Origin of the sequence: Moritella sp. F3 (genome assembly GCF_015082335.1) — a bacterium.
Taxonomy (GTDB): domain Bacteria; phylum Pseudomonadota; class Gammaproteobacteria; order Enterobacterales; family Moritellaceae; genus Moritella.
In genome coordinates, this window is the sequence record NZ_BLRL01000009.1 from 87,909 (window position 1) to 106,652 (window position 18,744).

At 42.5% G+C, this 18,744-nt stretch carries 18 protein-coding genes and 1 other RNA gene; 4 read left to right on the forward strand and 15 right to left on the reverse strand.

Annotated elements, in window-relative coordinates; translation table 11 throughout:
* Positions 1-109: 109 nt before the first annotated feature.
* The 10 genes from ftsW to rsmI all read right to left on the reverse strand — a co-directional run bounded on the left by ftsW (position 110) and on the right by rsmI (position 11,152).
* A complete protein-coding gene (gene ftsW / locus JFU56_RS15175) occupies positions 110-1,306 on the reverse strand; it encodes a cell division protein FtsW (RefSeq protein ID WP_198438129.1) in 1,197 nt (398 codons plus the stop codon).
* Complete coding sequence (gene murD / locus JFU56_RS15180; RefSeq protein ID WP_198438130.1) at positions 1,306-2,646, reverse strand: UDP-N-acetylmuramoyl-L-alanine--D-glutamate ligase; 1,341 nt, start codon at positions 2,644-2,646, stop codon at positions 1,306-1,308. Before murD ends, ftsW begins: the two co-directional genes overlap by 1 nt.
* Complete coding sequence (gene mraY / locus JFU56_RS15185; RefSeq protein ID WP_198438131.1) at positions 2,646-3,728, reverse strand: phospho-N-acetylmuramoyl-pentapeptide-transferase; 1,083 nt, start codon at positions 3,726-3,728, stop codon at positions 2,646-2,648. Before mraY ends, murD begins: the two co-directional genes overlap by 1 nt.
* Complete coding sequence (gene murF / locus JFU56_RS15190; RefSeq protein ID WP_198438132.1) at positions 3,722-5,176, reverse strand: UDP-N-acetylmuramoyl-tripeptide--D-alanyl-D-alanine ligase; 1,455 nt, start codon at positions 5,174-5,176, stop codon at positions 3,722-3,724. Before murF ends, mraY begins: the two co-directional genes overlap by 7 nt.
* Positions 5,173-6,651, reverse strand: coding sequence for a UDP-N-acetylmuramoyl-L-alanyl-D-glutamate--2,6-diaminopimelate ligase (gene murE, locus JFU56_RS15195; RefSeq protein WP_242065973.1), 1,479 nt, complete (start codon positions 6,649-6,651; stop codon positions 5,173-5,175). Before murE ends, murF begins: the two co-directional genes overlap by 4 nt.
* Before the next feature lie 102 nt (positions 6,652-6,753).
* The gene (locus tag JFU56_RS15200) at positions 6,754-8,481 is read right to left on the reverse strand and encodes a penicillin-binding transpeptidase domain-containing protein (protein ID WP_198438134.1); all 1,728 of its coding nucleotides are present in this window, start codon (positions 8,479-8,481) and stop codon (positions 6,754-6,756) included.
* Positions 8,478-8,756: a cell division protein FtsL gene (gene ftsL, locus JFU56_RS15205; RefSeq protein WP_242065974.1), complete on the reverse strand. Its 279-nt coding sequence runs from the start codon at positions 8,754-8,756 to the stop codon at positions 8,478-8,480. Before ftsL ends, JFU56_RS15200 begins: the two co-directional genes overlap by 4 nt.
* Positions 8,757-8,793: 37 nt before the next feature.
* Positions 8,794-9,738, reverse strand: coding sequence for a 16S rRNA (cytosine(1402)-N(4))-methyltransferase RsmH (rsmH, locus tag JFU56_RS15210; RefSeq protein WP_019442619.1), 945 nt, complete (start codon positions 9,736-9,738; stop codon positions 8,794-8,796).
* Between the two features lie 155 nt (positions 9,739-9,893).
* Positions 9,894-10,269, reverse strand: an RNA gene (gene rnpB, locus JFU56_RS15215) — RNase P RNA component class A.
* Positions 10,270-10,312: 43 nt separating this feature from the next.
* Positions 10,313-11,152, reverse strand: a complete 840-nt coding sequence (gene rsmI / locus JFU56_RS15220; RefSeq protein WP_198438136.1) for a 16S rRNA (cytidine(1402)-2'-O)-methyltransferase — start codon at positions 11,150-11,152, stop codon at positions 10,313-10,315.
* Between the two features lie 84 nt (positions 11,153-11,236).
* On the opposite strand from rsmI, the gene JFU56_RS15225 reads away from it, so the two are divergent.
* Genes JFU56_RS15225 through JFU56_RS15240 form a run of 4 tightly spaced genes read left to right on the forward strand, consistent with a single transcriptional unit; the run spans position 11,237 to position 14,640 of the window.
* Complete coding sequence (locus tag JFU56_RS15225; protein ID WP_198438137.1) at positions 11,237-13,111, forward strand: penicillin-binding protein activator; 1,875 nt, start codon at positions 11,237-11,239, stop codon at positions 13,109-13,111.
* Complete coding sequence (locus JFU56_RS15230) at positions 13,074-13,481, forward strand: YraN family protein (RefSeq protein ID WP_198438138.1); 408 nt, start codon at positions 13,074-13,076, stop codon at positions 13,479-13,481. Before JFU56_RS15225 ends, JFU56_RS15230 begins: the two co-directional genes overlap by 38 nt.
* 11 nt (positions 13,482-13,492) lie before the next feature.
* Positions 13,493-14,089 carry an SIS domain-containing protein gene (locus JFU56_RS15235; protein WP_019442623.1) on the forward strand — a complete coding sequence of 199 codons (597 nt, stop codon included), beginning with the start codon at positions 13,493-13,495 and terminating at the stop codon, positions 14,087-14,089.
* A 2-nt stretch (positions 14,090-14,091) separates the two neighbouring features.
* Complete coding sequence (locus JFU56_RS15240; RefSeq protein ID WP_198438139.1) at positions 14,092-14,640, forward strand: BON domain-containing protein; 549 nt, start codon at positions 14,092-14,094, stop codon at positions 14,638-14,640.
* Positions 14,641-14,788: 148 nt separating this feature from the next.
* Here JFU56_RS15240 and sspB read toward each other — a convergent pair whose 3' ends face one another.
* The 5 genes from sspB to petA all read right to left on the reverse strand — a co-directional run bounded on the left by sspB (position 14,789) and on the right by petA (position 18,631).
* The gene (gene sspB / locus JFU56_RS15245; protein ID WP_198438140.1) at positions 14,789-15,280 is read right to left on the reverse strand and encodes a ClpXP protease specificity-enhancing factor; all 492 of its coding nucleotides are present in this window, start codon (positions 15,278-15,280) and stop codon (positions 14,789-14,791) included.
* A gap of 3 nt (positions 15,281-15,283) precedes the next feature.
* Positions 15,284-15,919 carry a stringent starvation protein SspA gene (gene sspA, locus JFU56_RS15250; RefSeq protein WP_006032937.1) on the reverse strand — a complete coding sequence of 212 codons (636 nt, stop codon included), beginning with the start codon at positions 15,917-15,919 and terminating at the stop codon, positions 15,284-15,286.
* A gap of 113 nt (positions 15,920-16,032) precedes the next feature.
* Positions 16,033-16,833 (reverse strand): cytochrome c1, encoded by an 801-nt coding sequence (locus JFU56_RS15255; RefSeq protein WP_198438141.1) that lies wholly within the window; start codon positions 16,831-16,833, stop codon positions 16,033-16,035.
* Positions 16,833-18,041, reverse strand: a complete 1,209-nt coding sequence (locus JFU56_RS15260; RefSeq protein ID WP_198438142.1) for a cytochrome bc complex cytochrome b subunit — start codon at positions 18,039-18,041, stop codon at positions 16,833-16,835. Before JFU56_RS15260 ends, JFU56_RS15255 begins: the two co-directional genes overlap by 1 nt.
* Entirely contained in the window at positions 18,041-18,631 is a 591-nt protein-coding gene (gene petA, locus JFU56_RS15265) for a ubiquinol-cytochrome c reductase iron-sulfur subunit (protein ID WP_198438143.1), read from the reverse strand. Before petA ends, JFU56_RS15260 begins: the two co-directional genes overlap by 1 nt.
* Between the last annotated feature and the right edge of the window lie 113 nt (positions 18,632-18,744).

Consider the following 18,744-nt stretch of genomic DNA (forward strand, 5'->3'; position numbering starts at 1 on the left):
TATGTTCTTTCATTTTTAATGAGATTTAAGCCACGATTACCGACATAAATGTCGTCATGATTGCTTTAACTATATGGTAACTATACTGCCATAATTGGCGCAACTATTGTCATTCACTTGCTGCTGCGTTTACCATTGTTGAATTTGATATCGGCACTTTTTGTGCGCGATATTCATAATCAATCCGCAATAATACTGCCACCGCACAACTCATGACTAACAAACTAGAACCACCATAACTGACTAAGGGTAAAGTTAAACCTTTAGTTGGCAATAATCCCGATGCGGCACCGACATTTACCAAGGTTTGAAAACAGAACCAAACACCGACACTAATCGCCAAGAACCCTGCGAAAGATTGATCAGCCTCTAAACTACGGCGGCCTATTTGCAACGCTTTAAAGACCAATAGCATTTGCAACATCAAGACGATAAATACACCCAGGAAGCCTAACTCTTCAGCTAGGATAGCAAATACAAAATCGGTATGTGCTTCAGGTAAATATTCTAATTTCTGAATCGAGTTACCCAAGCCTTCACCGCTAAAGCTACCACGGCCAAATGCCATTAACGATTGGGTTAGCTGATAGCCACTACCAAACGGATCATTCCAGGGGTCAAGGAAAGAGGTTACTCGGCGCATTCGATACGGCGATAATATCACTGCTAATACACCCAGTAAAATAGCCACAACACATAATGCCATGAAGTGAACTAATTTTGCACCACCGATAAATAACAGCGCAACACTGGTGGTTAAAATAACCATAACAGAACCAAAATCAGGCTGAACAAGCAGCAATGCAGAAATAACCGCAATAACTAATAAGCCATTAACGAAGCCTTTATAGCTCTCTTGCAATAAACTTTTTTGACGAACCAAATAACCGGAAAAATAGGTAAATAAAGCAAATTTAGCAAATTCGGCGGGCTGCATATTTAACGGCCCCAATGATAACCAACGAGTACTACCATTCACCGTGCGACCAATCACTAATACCAGAACTAATAATGCGATAGCAACGAACAAGAAACGCACACTATTACGTTCAAAAAACGCGATCGGCACGTTCAATACACAGATTGCCGCACACAGAGAGATCGTTAAAAAGATTAAGTGTTTCTTCACAAACATAAATGGGTCGTTACCCAAAGCAATACCTTCTGGTAACGACGCCGACGCAACCATCACCAGACCCACAATCATTAACACGATGGCTAATAATAAGAGTTGGCGATCATAAGCGGCGGTTTTTTGTTCTTCAGCACCTAATAAGTAGGCCTTCGTCCGTGTCAGAAATTCCATTATAATGCCTTAACTAGCGCTCTAAAATGATCGCCTCGCGCCATAAAATTTACATACATATCAATACTGGCGCAGGCTGGAGATAACAATACCCAATCACCTGGTTGTACTAATTGACTAATTTCTGCAATCGCGTTATCTAAATCGCCAACCAATTTGGTATTCTCGGCTAAGGCACTAAAACGTGCACCGTCTTTACCAAAGCAATAGGTGAGCGCGATATCATCACGTAATGCCGGGACTAAAGGGCTAAAATCAGCTCCCTTACCATCACCACCGGCGATCAAATATAGACGACCTTTGACACTACTTTTCAAACCATCAAGCGCCGCAAGTGTCGCGCCAACATTGGTTGCCTTAGTATCATTGATCCATTTGACACCATTTAATTCACGAATAAATTCGCAGCGATGTGCCAAACCAGTAAATTGCTTTAATCCCGGTAAGGTTTTAATTCTATCCACACCAGCAGCATCAAGCAGGGCAATCGCAGACAAGGCATTCATTAAATTGTGTATACCTGTAATCTGCAGATCATCCGCGCTGATAATACCTTCACCTTGATAGGCCAACCACGTTGAGCCATCTTGTTGGATCAAACCATAATCTGCTGCATCTTCACCAAAGCACTGTTTGATTACATCGTCAGCATTACTTTGCTGAGCACAAACCGTTAATGCATCATCACGATTGGTAACTATGGTTTGCGCATGTTGATAAATAGACAGTTTAGCCTGACGATAAGCCTCAAAATCAGGATAACGGTCGAGATGATCATCACTCACATTAAGCACTGTCGCGGCAACGGCTTGTAAGCTATGCGTTGTCTCTAACTGAAAACTAGACAGTTCTAATACATAGAGCTGATAAGGGTCTGCTACATCCAATAGGTCTAATGCTGGGATACCAATATTACCGCCAATTGCAGTTTTCACACCAGCAGCATTGGCCATTTCACCTACCAGCGTCGTCACCGTCGATTTACCATTAGAACCAGTGATTGCAATGATCGGCGCCTTAGCCGCTCTCACAAACAGTTCAATATCGCCAATCACTTCCACGCCATTTTGCTGCGCCGCTGCAATAGCAGGTGTAGCAATGGCTATTCCAGGACTAACAACTAACTGTTTAGCTTGTAATAAGATGTCAGGGTGTAAGCCCCCCTTGTACAATGTTACCTGAGCGGGCAGTTCATCTTGCCCCGGAGGCGCGTCACGACTATCAACCACAACAGGGACAATACCTTGTTTTAGAAAATAGTGAACACAAGACAGACCGGTTTGGCCTAGGCCAACAATAACAATAGAAGATGCCATATTTTGCTCAGATAATTGTGTCATTAGCGAACCTTCAGCGTAGCTAAACCAATGAGTACTAATATAATCGTGATGATCCAAAAACGCACAATCACACGTGGTTCAGGCCAACCTTTTAATTCATAATGGTGGTGAATTGGCGCCATTCTAAAGATGCGTTGACCACGTAATTTATATGAACCAACTTGTAAAATAACGGATACCGTTTCCATTACAAAAACACCGCCCATAATCACGAGCATAAACTCTTGGCGAACCAATACCGCCATCGTGCCTAGACCAGCACCTAAAGCTAATGAACCAACATCGCCCATAAATACTTGCGCAGGATAAGTATTGAACCATAAGAACCCGAGTCCAGCGCCGACCATCGCTGCACAAACAATGACTAATTCACTAGCTTGAGGGATGTAAGGAATAAATAGGTATTCTGCAAACTTAACATTACTGGTTAAGTAAGCGACCAGCATGAATGCGCCTGCGACTAATACCGTTGGTAAGATCGCTAAGCCATCTAAGCCGTCGGTGAGGTTAACCGCATTACTGCTACCGACGATAACGAAGTAAGTTAATACAATAAATAGCAGACCCAACTCTGGCATATATTCTTTAAAGAACGGAACAACTAAGGTTGTTTCAGCGGCAGAGCCAGCTGTCGCATACAGGTAAACCGCAATTGCAATCGCAACGGCTGATTGCCAGAAGTATTTCCAACGCGCAATCAAACCATCAGTATCTTTGCGGATCACTTTACGATAATCATCAACAAAACCAATCGCGCCAAAGGCAACAAATACAAACATCATGACCCAAACATAAGCATTGTCTAACCTTGCCCATAATAACGTTGATACAAGGATGGCAATCAAGATCATCACGCCACCCATTGTTGGTGTACCGCGTTTACTGAAATGCGATTCAGGACCATCATCACGTACAATTTGACCTATCTGCATGTCTTGCAAATAGCGAATAAGCTTAGGGCCCATCCATAATGTCAGTAATAACGACGTGATTATCGTGATAATTGCACGAAATGTGAGATACGAGAAAACTCTAAATAGCGAGAAATGCTCACTTAAAGATTCGAACAACCAAACTAACATTTTCTTTCCTTTATTGTATTTTCAACTAATGTTGTATTTTTAGTTAACATAGTATTTTCGATTAACATAGTAGGGTTCTCAGCGAGCTTAGTGGCTAACAAACTAATAGCTTGTTCCATTTTAGCACTGCGAGAACCTTTAAATAATAAGGTAAACAGCTGCGTTTTCGGTGCTGTTGTGATTAATTCAATCAGCGCATCCACTAATTCAGGTTGCGCTAAAAAAGCACGCCCGCTATCACCTGCCGTCAATGCGGCTTCACGGCTCAGCGCGCCGCAAGTATAGACATGATCAACTTTCTGCTGCTGAGCATAATGACCCACTTGCTGATGCATATCTGCTGTACTTGAGCCCAGTTCCCCCATGTCACCCATCACCAACACATTAGTTGAAGAGAAGTGCGTTAATACATCAACAGCAGCTTTAACCGAGGCAATATTCGCGTTATAAGTATCATCAATCACTCGAACACGTGGCGCTATTGAGGATATTTTCAATCGCCCCTGCACATTTTCCATCGTGCCTAATCCGAGTTTGATCGTATCAAGAGCAATACCGAAACAACTGGCCATTGCTGCTGCAGCTAATGCATTGGCTACGTTATGACGCCCTGCAACAGCCAAGCTGATCGTACATGCACCATTTGGCGTGCATAATTTAAATGTTGGATTACCGACATCATCAAATGTAATATCTGCAGCAAAATAATCAGCACTGTCGTCAACGACTGAAAAGCTAACGTGACGCTGCGCATCAACTTTACGTAACCAATATTGATAAAATTTATCATCACGATTCAATACGGCCATACCACAGTGCTTCACACCCGCTAAGATCTCGCCTTTTGCAGACGCAACGCCTTGTAAATCACCAAAGCCTTCTAAATGTGCTGCATCAACATTATTGATTAACACCACTTCAGGCAATACCAATCCCGTGGTATAAGCAATTTCTTTTTTGTGATTAGCACCAAGCTCCATCACTGCATATTGATCATCGGGCTGTAAACGTAATAACGTTAGCGGTACACCGATATCGTTATTAAAATTACCCGCCGTCGCGAGTGTCGGCGCGACAAGTTTTAAAATAGCCGCGAGCATTTCTTTGGTTGTCGTTTTACCGTTGCTGCCTGTTAATGCTGCAACTTTAGGGTTAACTTGTTCTCGTACCATTTTGCCTAATAACCCCAAGGCGATACGGCTATCTTTCACCACGATTTGCGGAATATCGACGGCTTGTTTTTTCGTTACAATCGCAGCGATAGCACCTTGCTCAACCGCTTTAGCGACAAAGCTATTCGCATCGAAATTATCACCACTTAAGGCGACAAATAAATCGCCGGATTTAATAGTACGAGTATCTGTCGATACGGCGGAGATAACGCAATCATCCCCCTGTAACTTACTATTAAGCTGCACCGCAATGGCACTTAACGCTAAATTAATCATTGTTGGTTATCCAGCATTTCGATGATCGTTTCACGATCACTATAATGGTGTTTATGCACACCGATAATTTGGTAATCTTCATGGCCTTTACCTGCAACTAAGATAATATCATTCGGTTTGCTTTGGCTCATCGTCCAATGAATCGCTTCACGGCGATCATGAACAACTTGCACAGCATCAGGCTTAGCAAGTCCAGTAAGCATATCGGTTACGATCGTAGAGGCAGACTCAGTGCGAGGATTATCATCAGTAATGACAGCAAAATCTGAAAATTGTTCAGCCACTTTTGCCATTAATGGGCGTTTACCTGTATCTCGGTCACCGCCGCAACCATAAACACACCAAAGTTTACCTTCACAATGTACGCGTAATGCTTGCAGGGCTTTTTCTAATGCGTCAGGTGTATGAGCATAATCAACAACACAAGCCGCTTGTCCAGCTTGCTTAAATAACTCCATACGGCCACAAACAGCGGTCAGTTTTGGGGCGACCTGTAACAGTGCATCAAAATCATAGCCAAGCGCTAATAAACTCGCGCAGGCAGCGACCACATTAGAGGCATTGAATTCACCAATTAATCCGCACTGTAATTTACCTTCCCCCCAACTGGTTTTTAACTCACAGCTAAAACCACCGGTATCAAAAGTTAAATCATCACAATAAAGAAAAGCCCCTGCATGGCCAGATAAATCTTGCTGTACAGAAAACTGGATCGCTGCAGGCCATTGCTTTGCCCATGCTTTGCCGTATGTATCATCGACATTAAGAATTTTATGTTTTACCGCGCCTTGGAATAAGATTTTTTTGGCATCAGCGTAAGCATCCATATCACCATGGTAATCAAGATGGTCACGGGTCAAATTGGTAAATAATGCCACATCAAAATCCAGCGCACTAACACGCCCTTGGATCAAACCATGAGAAGAGACTTCCATCGCACATAACTCTGCCCCTTGCTGTAATTGGCTAGCGATTTCAGCTTGCACGTCCAAACCACTGCCCGTAGTATTCTCTGCTTGAGTTAACTGTGCAAACAAACCATTACCAATCGTGCCCATTACGCCCGCTTTACCGGCTAATAAAGTCACCCAATTAGCAATAATTTGGGTAATGGTACTTTTACCATTAGTGCCAGTAACACCGATCAGTTTTAATTGCTGGGAAGGCGATTGATAAAAATTATCGGCTAATGCGGACAAGGCCAGATTAAGACCAAAAAATGAGATGATAGGCGTGCTATCGATATAATCGATATGGCCGTGTTCAGCCTGAGAGTCGGCATCTTTGAGTACCGCGATTGCGCCACTTTCCAATGCATTAGTGATAAAGCGTCTACCATCAAGCGCATGGCCATTAATTGCGACAAAGCAATCACCAGTTTGCACTTTTCGGCTATCAATGATTAAGGCGTTAACCGCTAATTCAACATCAATATTCCACGCGTGTAGAGATAATACTCGACATGACGAATTCATTTCAAAACCCTTAGTATTTAAAACCCTTGGCATTTCACAATCCTTTGCACCAAACGCTCCTTTGCGGAAAATAACCTTTAACGCCTGAGCGCCCTATAATTTTTAAGAGTTTTTTGCTGTTATCGTTAATGATTGTTTTTCATCTGGGGTTACATTTAACATTTGCAGTGTTCTTTCCATCACTTCAGCAAATACCGGCGCAGCAATCACACCGCCGTAATAACGATCACCACTCGGCGAATCAATCACCACAACTAATGCAAAGCGCGGATTAGACACCGGTGCGACACCAGCAAATAAAGCCACATAATCATCACCATAACCGCCGGCTATCGCTTTACGAGAGGTACCGGTTTTACCTGCGACGCGATAACCATCAATACGGGCTTTATCACCCGTCCCCCCTTTTTCAACCACGCTTTCCATCATTGATAACAAGTCTTTTGCGTGTTGCTCAGAGAGAACTCGCTCTGAAAGTGGCATGGTATCTAATTTTCTAATCGTTAGTGGACGATATAATCCACCAGAACCAATCGTGGCATAAGCATGAGCAAGTTGTAGTGTGGTTGCCTGCATGCCATAACCAAATGATAATGTCGCATTTTCAAACTCAGACCAACGTGAACGACGTGGCATATAACCGCGGCTTTCACCGTTTAAGATCAAACTACTGACATTACCAAAGCCAAACTGATAGTACGTATCGAGAAGACGTTGATGGCCGAGTTTCAACGCAATTTTACTCACGCCCATATTGGATGAATAGCGTAAAATATCACCCAATTTCATATCGCCACGATTACGTGTATCTTGCACTAAACGTCCGCCTAAGCGCATACGTCCAGGCGCAGTATCAACCAATGAGTCCGCAGCAATAATGCCATTATCTAAGCCACTGGCAATAACCAGCGGTTTAATTGTCGAACCAGGCTCATAACTGTCTGTAATAGCGCGATTCTTTAATTTGTAGCTGTCATATTTACTGCGATTATTCGGATTAAACGACGGGCTATTAACCATCGCTAATATTTCCCCAGTTTTTACGTCAATCATCACTAGAGAGCCCGACACGGCACCGTTATATTTAACCGCTTTTTTCAGGCGTTGATAAGCTAAAGATTGAATTCGCTGATCGATACTCAACTGGATATTATTAGCTTGTTCACTCTGTTGAATGACGGAAATGTCTTCAATTACATTACCGAGGCGATCTTTACGAACAATACGTTTACCTTGGGTACCAGTAAGGAAATCGTTATACGCCCTTTCCACCCCTTCAATACCTTTATCGTCAATATTGGTCATGCCAACTAGCTGCGCACTTACTTCACCCGTAGGATAAAAACGACGAGACTCGGGGGCAAGGCTCACACCGACCAACTTTAATTCATCAACATACTTGGCGACAGAAGGACTGATTTGGCGTTTGATATACATAAAACGGCCATTGGAAGCCATAATTTTTGCTTTCAGCTCCACAAGATTAAGATCGAGGATTTCTGCGAATGCTTGCCATGCGCGTTTTTTATCAAAACTATTTTTGTTTTTAATAGTACGCGGATCAACATGAATAGCCATGACAGGCACACTAACCGCTAACTCCACACCATGACGGTCGGTAATAATACCGCGTTGTACTTGCTGTGAAGCGACGCGAAGTGAGCGCATATCGGCTTGTTTACGCAGGTGTTCTGGATTAATAACTTGGATATAAGCGGTTCGAGCTAGCAGGCAGGCAAAAATCAATATCACAGTAGCAACCACCAAGCGGTAGCGCCACAAGATAAAGTTTTCTTGCTCTTCATTGGGAATATTACTACGATTTGTCACTGCTGTGTCACCAATTGCTCTTCAGCTGTACTTGGTCGATACATACCGAGTTTATGTTTTGCAGTGTATTCAATTTTACTGTGCTCTTCTAGCGTACTTTGTTCGAGTAATAAATTACGCCACTCAATATCAGCAAAGTCTCGCTGGCTCAGTAACTGCTCTTTATTATTGGTCTGTAATCGCGTCTCATGGGTTAACATGATCACGGCAAAAGCGGAAATTAAGATGGCAAGCAATAAACCAACAACGCGCTTGTGCTGGCCGATGTCAGTCATGATTACCTTACCTAAATCCCACTTAATGCCGAACATATTACAACTTCTCAGCTACGCGTAGTACAGAACTACGTGCGCGTGGGTTCAGCTCTAATTCAGCTTCTGAAGGTTTTAGCATTTTACCCACCGCTTTCATCGTACGGCTTTTATCAATTTCTTCTTGCATGATAGGTAAGCCATATGGCACTTCTTTACCACGGGCTTGTTTACGAATGAACTGTTTAACAAGGCGATCTTCTAATGAGTGGAAACTGATCACCGATAAACGGCCACTACCTGGTTTCAAACATTTTAATGCGCCTGCTAATGCACGCTCAATTTCTTCTAATTCACTGTTGATATAGATACGGATCGCCTGGAACGAACGCGTAGCCGGATGCTTTGTTTCTTTTTTTGATTTCGGCACAACACGACAAATTAAGCCGGCTAACTGTGATGTTGTTTCAAATGGTGTGCCGTCACGGTCAAATACAATCGCGCGGGCAATCTTACGAGCAAATTTCTCTTCACCGAATACTTTTAATACCCAAACGATATCATCATAGTCTGCCGTCGCGAGCCATTTCGCAGCGCTGATACCTGATGTTGGATCCATACGCATGTCTAACGGACCATCACGTAAGAAACTAAAACCACGCGATGCATCATCTAACTGTGGTGAAGACACACCAAGGTCCAGCAATACACCATCAATTTGTTCAGTAAGTTCTTTGTTTTCCATATATTCAGCAATACCAGAAAACGGGCCGTGAACAATATCAAAACGTGGATCTTCTAATTTTAGGGCTTCACCAACAGCAATCGCTTCAGGGTCACGATCGATAGCGATCAAGCGACCATTTTCACCTAGTTGCGATAAAATAAAGCGAGAGTGACCACCGCGACCAAAAGTACCGTCAATGTAAATACCATCCGGTTTTATATCGAGTCCAGCGACTGTTTCGTTAAGTAAAACGGATACGTGTGCAAATTCTTGTGTCATGGCGATGAAAGCTCTTAAAAATACTTTAAATAATAGCAGGTGCTAAAAAAGGTTATTGTAGCGTAAAAGGTCTAGTTTTGGGAGTGTAAATATAATGAAGGTAATACGAAGAAAGAAAAACAAGAACCTAACTACACTGTAATAAGTAGAAAGGTTCTTGGAGTTGGTCGATAAGCCGGGTTTTGTCGTGGACAATCATTCCTCTAGGTCTGCAATCGCTCACAGACTCAAGCAACCTACCCGCTTTCAGCGTGGGCCACGCCTATAGAAAGCCTATTTGGTCTTGCTCCGGGTGGAGTTTACCCTGCTACGAGCTATTACTAGCCGCACGGTGCGCTCTTACCGCACCCTTTCAGCCTTACCTGTGCTTCCGAAAAAGCCATCGGCGGTCTTCTCTCTGCTGCACTTGTCGTAGGCTTGCGCCTCCCAGGTGTTACCTGGCACCCTGCCCTCTGGAGCCCGGACTTTCCTCCCCTCTATAACCTCGATATAAATACCGAGTCATAAAGCAGCGATTGTCTGACCAACTCCAAGGCGGAGGATAATACAAAATCTGAGGCAGAAAATCCAGTGATTAATTGAAGTTTTCTAAACCCCATTTATACAAAGCATTCTTTTTGCAGCCGTGAATTTCCGCAGTTAACGCTGCCGCTTTTTTCAATGGCAATTCTTCGTTTAATAATTTAAGTGTATTCAACACCTTAGCAGGTATTTCTAGTCCGGTAGGTTTATAACCAGAAACCAGTAATACAATCTCACCACGGCTGCGATTACTGTCTTCTGCAACCCAGGCAGCAAGTTCACCGACAGGCATAGTGGTAATACTTTCAAACGCTTTGGTTATTTCGCGAGCAACGCACACTTCACGCTCAGGCCCCATAATCACCGTTAATGCATCTAAAGTATATTGCAGACGACGCGGTGATTCATAAAAGATCATAGTACGGGTTTCTTCTTTCAACTCCGTGATCTTGTCATTACGGGCTTTTTCTTTCGAAGGTAAAAAACCTTCAAACGAGAAACGATCAGACGGTAAACCTGAACCACTCATCGCAGTAACAGCCGCGCAGGCACCAGGTAATGGCACGACATTAACGCCGTTAGCACGACAGGTATTAACCAAATGATAACCAGGATCACTGATCAGCGGTGTACCAGCATCTGAAACCAGCGCGATACTGATACCAGATTGTAATTTTGATACTAAATATTCTGCTTTTTGCTGTTCATTATGATCATGTAACGCAAATGTTTTAGTCTTAATTTGATAATGGCTCAACAGCTTACCAGTATGACGGGTATCCTCTGCGGCAATCAAATCAACACTTCTTAATATCTCTAAACCACGCTCAGTGATATCAGAAAGATTGCCAATCGGGGTTGGAACGATAAATAAAGTTGCTTGTTCAGACATTTCATTCTCATGGGTAGTTTTTTGTTAAGCGATGATGCTTTAGTATAGGGGTATTATAAATCTCTTTTGCAGGATAATACACCAATGGAATCTAAGCACAGCTATTCCCGCTTGATTATGTTTTTAAGCTTGAGTTTACTGCTCAGCGCGTGTTCAAGTACCACAACATCTGAAAAAGCAACATCGAAACCACAACCAATCGTTGCACCAGACGTACTGACACAAATTGATCAGCCTGCACAATACTACATTGATAAGATCGCATTAGCGAATAAACCACAAGCAATCTCGTGGCAGTTATTGGCTGCTCGCGCATTGATAGCCGAAGGGCACACTCAGCCAGCACTAGACATATTAGTATCGGTAGAACGTAACCCACTATCAACAAAACAGTTATTTGAAGTAGCATTGATAAAATCAGAAGCCTACTTATTAGAAAAGCGTTATCAGCAAGCAGCTGACACGCTGGCCTTTAGTTCTACACTCGATACAAGTGAGCAAGCTCATTGGCAACGTTTTTATTTATTAAACGCCACGATTGCAGAACTACTCAACAATAACGCCAAAGCCGTTGAATATCGCGTTGCGTTAAGTGACTTTCTCGATAGCGAATTACACAGTAGTAATAATAACCGTTTATGGGAATCTGTTTCGGTAGTACCAAACTCAGAACTTGAACTATTAATATTACGCTTTAAAACTGAAAACCCAACATTAGCGGGTTGGTATCAACTCGCAGCTCTCGCACAACAACATCGCACAGATCCAAAACTGCTAATCGAAAGCTTGCAAATATGGAAGCAAGATTACCCTCAGCATCCAGCCCTAAGTGGATTTCCTATCGAACTCGTCAAAGCGATGGCAACAACACCTTACACACCGAGTCAAATTGCAGTGCTTGCGCCCTTAACCGGTAACAGGGCGGTTGCAGGTAAGGCTATCCGAGATGGTATGCTAAGTGCTTACTACCAAGATAAGCGCGCTGAAGATATAGCATTACAATTTTATGATACCGCAACAACGAGCGCCGATACGCTTTACTTACAAGCGATTGAAGACGGGGCTGATTTTGTTATTGGACCGTTATTAAAATCAAATTTAAGCAAAGTATTACCGCTTGTTAAAGACGTACCATTAGTATCACTGAATAAATTAGTCGATGCACCAGCAGCAGATAACATCTATTACTTCTCATTAAGCTCTAATGATGAAGCTATTGCTGCAGCAAAAAAAATGCAACGCGATGGTATCAAACAGCCGTTGGTCCTAGCACCAAATAACCGTACTGGTAATCGCTTAGCAGCAGAATTTGCGCAGCAATGGGCATTACTCACTGAAGGCACCAGCGAGACTTATAAATATAAAAGCCGCAGTGATATGCAAAATACCGTTACCTCGTTATTTTCCGTTACTTCAAGTAATCAACGGATTAACTTAATGAAAAACCTCGTTGGTGCGGATATAAAATCAACGACTCGTAGCCGCCGTGATATAGATGCCATTTATATTATTGCCACGCCTTCAGAGGCGATGTTAGCAATTCCTTACATCATTACTACCCAGAACCCATACGCACCACAAGTTGCTGTATATGCAAGTTCACGAACCCATGGTAACAACCTTTCTAAAAGTCAGAGTCGTGATCTTAATGGCCTAATCTTCAGTGATATGCCTTGGTTGTTGAATCCAGATCGCGAACTAAAACAACAAACTTTGGCACTGTGGCCAAATATGTCGAAAATCCAACAAAATCTTTTTGCGATGGGCTACGATTCATTTAAATTAATCCCCAATCTGCTACAACTACGTAATTTCCCTAATTTACGTTTAGCGGGTCAGACGGGTATTCTCTATATCAATGATGATGGCATTATTGAGCGTGAGTTTAGCTGGGCTAAATACCGCTCAGGCAAGATAAAACTTGAGGAAACGGATCCTGAAACAAAATCAGCCCCGTAAACGCGGAGAATATTTTGAAGGCATAGCCGCCGATTTTTTACAGCGCCAAGGTTTAATTATCTTGGCGCGTAATTTCGCTTGTCGGCAAGGTGAGATAGACCTCATTTGCCAACACGGTGCAAGCTGTGACATAAAATCCTCGACGGCATTACCCACCTTGGTATTTGTCGAGGTAAAATACCGTCAATATACCCGTTACGGCGGTGCTATTTCTGCCATTCCGGTCGCCAAACAACGAAAATTGCGTTATACAGCGCAATATTATATGGTGCGCAACGGAATAAATGAAAACTATACCCCTTGCCGTTTCGATGTGATTGCCATTGAAGGTTCCAGTGATAATATTCAATGGATAACCAATGCTTTTTAGAGTAGATACCCATGTTAGAGCTAATTAAAGAAAATTTTACTGAAAGTATTCAAACCAAGATCGCCGCAGCCGAGGCACTACCTGAATACATCCAAAATTCAGCCATGATGATGGCACAGTGTTTATTAAACGGTAACAAGATTTTAATTTGTGGTAATGGCGCCTCAGCAAGCTTGGCACAAAACTTCTCTGCATCGCTGCTAAATCGTTACGAAACTGAACGCCCAAGTCTACCAGCGCTAGCACTGACACCTGACTGTACCTTGATGACAGCCATCGGCACTGATACCAGTTTCGACATGGTTTACTCAAAGCAGGTTAGAGCATTAGGTAATGATGGTGATATCTTAGTCGTGATCTCTGCAGGTGGTCACAGCCGTAATGTAATCACTGCAATCGAAGCCGCACTCACACGCAATATGACTATCGTCGCGTTAACAGGTAAAGACGGTGGTGAGATATCGGGGTTATTAGGCCCGCATGATGCCGAGATACGCGTACCATCGCGCCGAGAGCCAAGAATACAAGAAGTACACGCACTGATCATTAATTGCCTGTGTGACCTTATCGATCAGACATTATTCCCACAACAAGGCCACGAGGAGTAGGCATGATACTGAACAATAAATTGAAACGCTGCCTGACGATTAGCGCCATGCTATTTAGTCTTACAGCTGTCCAAGGCTGTAGTAACAGTGGCGGTTTTAGTCAATTAATTGATGATGAAACGATTACCCTCGATATCACAGCAGGACTTAACGAGAGTGACAAACAACTATTACTCAACAATAACCTACATATTCTCACGAATAGCAGCAAAGTCTTATTATCTGGTCAGGTAAGAACGGCAGAACAGCGCACTGCAATCGTGGAGATTGCCGCTAAAACAGCGTCAGTAGAGCAAGTATATAACCAGATCCGCTTAGGGCCACCAATTTCATTTGAGCGTGCAAGTAAAGACTCATGGTTAACCACCAAAGTAAAAACCAGTATCATCAATTTAAAAGATATTGAGCCGTTGAGGGTAAAAGTCATTACCGAGAATGCGGAAGTGTTTTTAATTGGCCAAGTAACTCAGGATGAAGGCGATAGGCTAGCTGAAGCGGCACGTTATGTGGTTGGGGTTGATAAAGTCATTAAAGTATTCGAATATCGTTAAGTAACATCTATATTAATAAATCAGTAGTCGTCATAAAAATAACAGTTCAAATAAAAAAGAATTAAAAACAGAGTAAAAAAAATGCAGTACTGAATTATGTCCGTCGACACATCCAAGTACTGCATATCTTTGCTAATTAAGTATTATGTTACTTAATGACCCGTAAAGCGGGTTTACCCTTCGCCGGCTTTGGACGCTCTGTTGCTTCACTCTTGTTTTCAGAGCTTACCGCAGGCGCACTAACTAACGCAGGTGTACTTTTTTCTTCACTAGGCTCAACAGCCGCTTCAGCGCTCTCTTGCTCAGCTTGATCTATATAAGCTTGTTCTGGTTCAAACATGCTACCAGCGCCGTTCTCACGTGCGTAAATAGCTGTAATCGCCGCGATTGGCACATAAACATCAAACGGTACGCCACCGAAGCGAGCATTAAAGCTCAATGCAGTATTGTTTAGCTCAAAAGCAACCACAGCACTTGGTGCAATGTTCAATACGATCTGGCCGTCTTGGACAAATTGTTGTGGTACGTAAACACCAGCAATATGCGCATCAACAACAATATGCGGTGTTAAGTCATTATCAAGTAACCACTCATAGTGACTACGTAATAAGTAGGGACGAATTGGGGTCATTTTATCCATAAATTACATTAACATTCTCATTTCGCGTTCTTGTTCAGTTAAAGATGCTTGGAATGATTCACGATCGAATACTCGTAGCATATAGTTCTTTAACTCACTTGCAGCTTGGCCTGGAAGATCAATACCTAATTCAGGTAAACGCCATAATAGCGGTGCCATGTAGCAATCTACTAAGCTGAATTCTTCACTCATGAAGTATGGGTATTCAGCAAAAATAGGGCTAATACTCATTAATGCTTCTTGTAGTTGCTTACGCGCTACAGCAGCTTCTTCAACAGAGCCTTTCATGATCTTAGTTACTAATGAATACCAATCATTTTCGATACGGTGCATCATTAGACGGCTGCTACCACGAGACACAGGGTAAACCGGCATCAATGGTGGATGCGGGAAACGCTCATCCAGATATTCCATAATGATACGTGAGTTATATAATGTTAATTCACGATCGATTAATGTCGGTACTGTTTGGTAAGGATTTAAATCGATTAAATCTTCAGGTAGATTGTTACGGTCAACCTGATGAATATCAACACTTACGCCTTTTTCAGCTAGAACGATTCGAACTTGATGACTATATAGATCAGTCGGCTCCGAATACAACACCATAACTGAACGTTTATTTGCAGCTAATGCCATGCCACCTCCAATAAATTGTAAACACAAACGCCAATGGTAGCCTAAACTAGCATTGGCGGTACGTAATTCTTTTACCAGCAACTTTTACAAGTAATGCGGCAACATCTTAGTGATTAGTGGATATCACGCCAGTATTCACGGTTCAAGAACCAACAAAATACAAGTAAGATAAGTAAAAATCCAATAACCCAGTAGCCCATTTCTTGACGTTCAAGTTGATTTGGCTCTGCTGAGTAAACTAAGAAGTTCACTAAGTCTAACATAGCTTCATCAAACTCTTCTGCTGATAACTCACCGTTTCCATCGGGGCTTAGGTAGCTAGTCAGAATTTCACCTGTTGCAACACCATTGGCATCAACAACTGCGGTTTCTTTAACAATTCTAGCACCTTCCGGCAAATCTAGCTCTTCTTCGTTATGTTTTATTTCTAAAAGACGTGCTGTACCTTGCAATTCTTCAAGTACATGCGGCATACCTACACTTGGGAACACCACATTATTCACGCCAAATGGGCGTGTTTCGTCGATATAGAAAGAACGCAGATAAGTATAAACCCAATCTGCACCACGAAGACGGGCTTCAAGTGTTAGGTCAGGTGGTGGAGCACCGAACCATTTAGCACCACTTTCAGCTGGCATCGCCGTTTTCATTAATGAACCAACTTTAACGCCAGTAAATACCAAGTTTTCAGACATTACAGCACGATCGATACCCAGATCGTCAGCAACACGTGAATAACGCTGATATTGTGTCGAGTGACAAGTAGAACAATAATTCATGAAGATTTTAGCACCATTTTGCAGTGATGCTTTATCTCTTAAATCATAGTTCGCGTCATCTAAGTGAGCGCCACCGCCAGCTGCAAATGCAGCCATCGGCACGAGGGTAAGTAACGCGATAAATAATTTTTTCATTACATTGTCACCCTTTTTGGTAATGGTTTAGTGGTTTCGTTCTTACTGTATAACCACAGTAGAGCGAAGTAGCCAAAGTAACCTAACGTTGTAATTTGCGACAAGATTGTACGACCGGGTGTTGGCGCCAATGTGCCTAATACACCTAAGATTATGAAACAAATAACAAATTGCGTTAAGTTTAGTTTGTGCCAAACACTACGGTAGCGAATTGATTTCACTTTACCGCGATCTAACCAAGGCACTAAGAATAACATTACAATCGCAAGACCCATCATGATCACGCCACCTAGTTTATCAGGTACCGCACGTAGGATTGCGTAGAATGGTGTAAAGTACCAAACAGGGGCAATATGATCAGGCGTTTTCAGTGGATTCGCCGCTTCAAAGTTTGGCGCTTCCAAGAAGTAACCACCACCTTCAGGCATGAAGAAGATCACAATACTACATAAGATCATCATCACAACAACAGCAACAGTATCATGCACTGTGTAGTAAGGGTGGAATGGAATACCATCTTTCGGCCAACCATTTTCATCTTTATTTTCTTTGATTTCAATGCCGTCAGGGTTATTCGAACCAACGTGATGCAATGCCACGATATGTAAGAATACCAGTACCACAAGTACTAATGGCACAGCAATTACATGCAATGCAAAGAAACGGTTTAGTGTTGCACCAGAGATAACGTAATCACCACGGATCCAAAGTGTTAAGTCATCACCAATTACTGGAATTGCACCAAATAATGAAATAATAACCTGTGCACCCCAGAATGACATTTGACCCCATGGTAGTAAGTAACCCATGAAAGCTTCAGCCATTAGCGCTAAGAAGATTAAGCAACCAAAGATCCACAATAACTCACGTGGTTTCTGGTATGAACCATACATAAGACCACGGAACATGTGCAGATAAACCACAACAAAAAATGCTGACGCACCTGTTGAATGCATATAACGCAGCAACCAACCAAATTCAACATCACGCATGATGTATTCGATTGATGCAAATGCACCTTCACCCGATGGGTTGTAGTTCATTGTTAGCCAAATACCCGTTAGGATTTGGTTAACAAAGACAATCGTTGCTAGAATGCCAAAATAGTACCAGAAGTTAAAGTTCTTCGGCGCTGGATATTGGCCAGCATGTTTATTCCACGTATCCGTCATTGGGATACGTTCATCAATCCATTTGACTAATGACATTAGGCAGCTCCCTTATCTACGCCAATTAGAATAGTAGTCGCATCCACATAATAATGTGGCGGTACAACAAGATTCAACGGTGCAGGTACACCTTGGAATACACGACCAGCCATATCAAATTTAGAACCATGACATGGGCAGAAGAAACCAGAAGAAACACCTTCGACTTGTTCGCCAAAGCTGTCAGGCAGGTAAGTTGGTGAGCACCCTAAGTGAGTACAAATACCAACAGCTACAAATAAGTCCGATTTAATCGAGCGGTATTTGTTTTGTGCGTAACTTGGTTGTTGTTCTTGTTCTGATGCTGGATCGCGTAACGAACCATCATGCTGTTCAAGTTCGTTTAGTACGCTTTCTGTACGTGATACAACCCATACAGGTTTACCTCGCCATTCAACTCGAATTAACTGACCAGGTTCAATTTTACTAATATCAACTTCAACCGGAGCGCCAGCTGCTTTAGCTTTAGCACTCGGGTTCCAAGATTTGATAAAAGGTACGGCTGCGCCGACAGCTCCAACACCACCCACTACACAAGTAGCAGCAGTTAAAAAGCGACGACGACCAGAATCAACAGGCGCATTGCTCATCCAATTATTCTCCCATTCGGACTCAGCGCAAATTATTTTTATTATCTTGCAGTGAATACCATTTCAAAAAAGATAACTTTTTATTAGCTAAAAAAGTTACATAAATGCCGTTG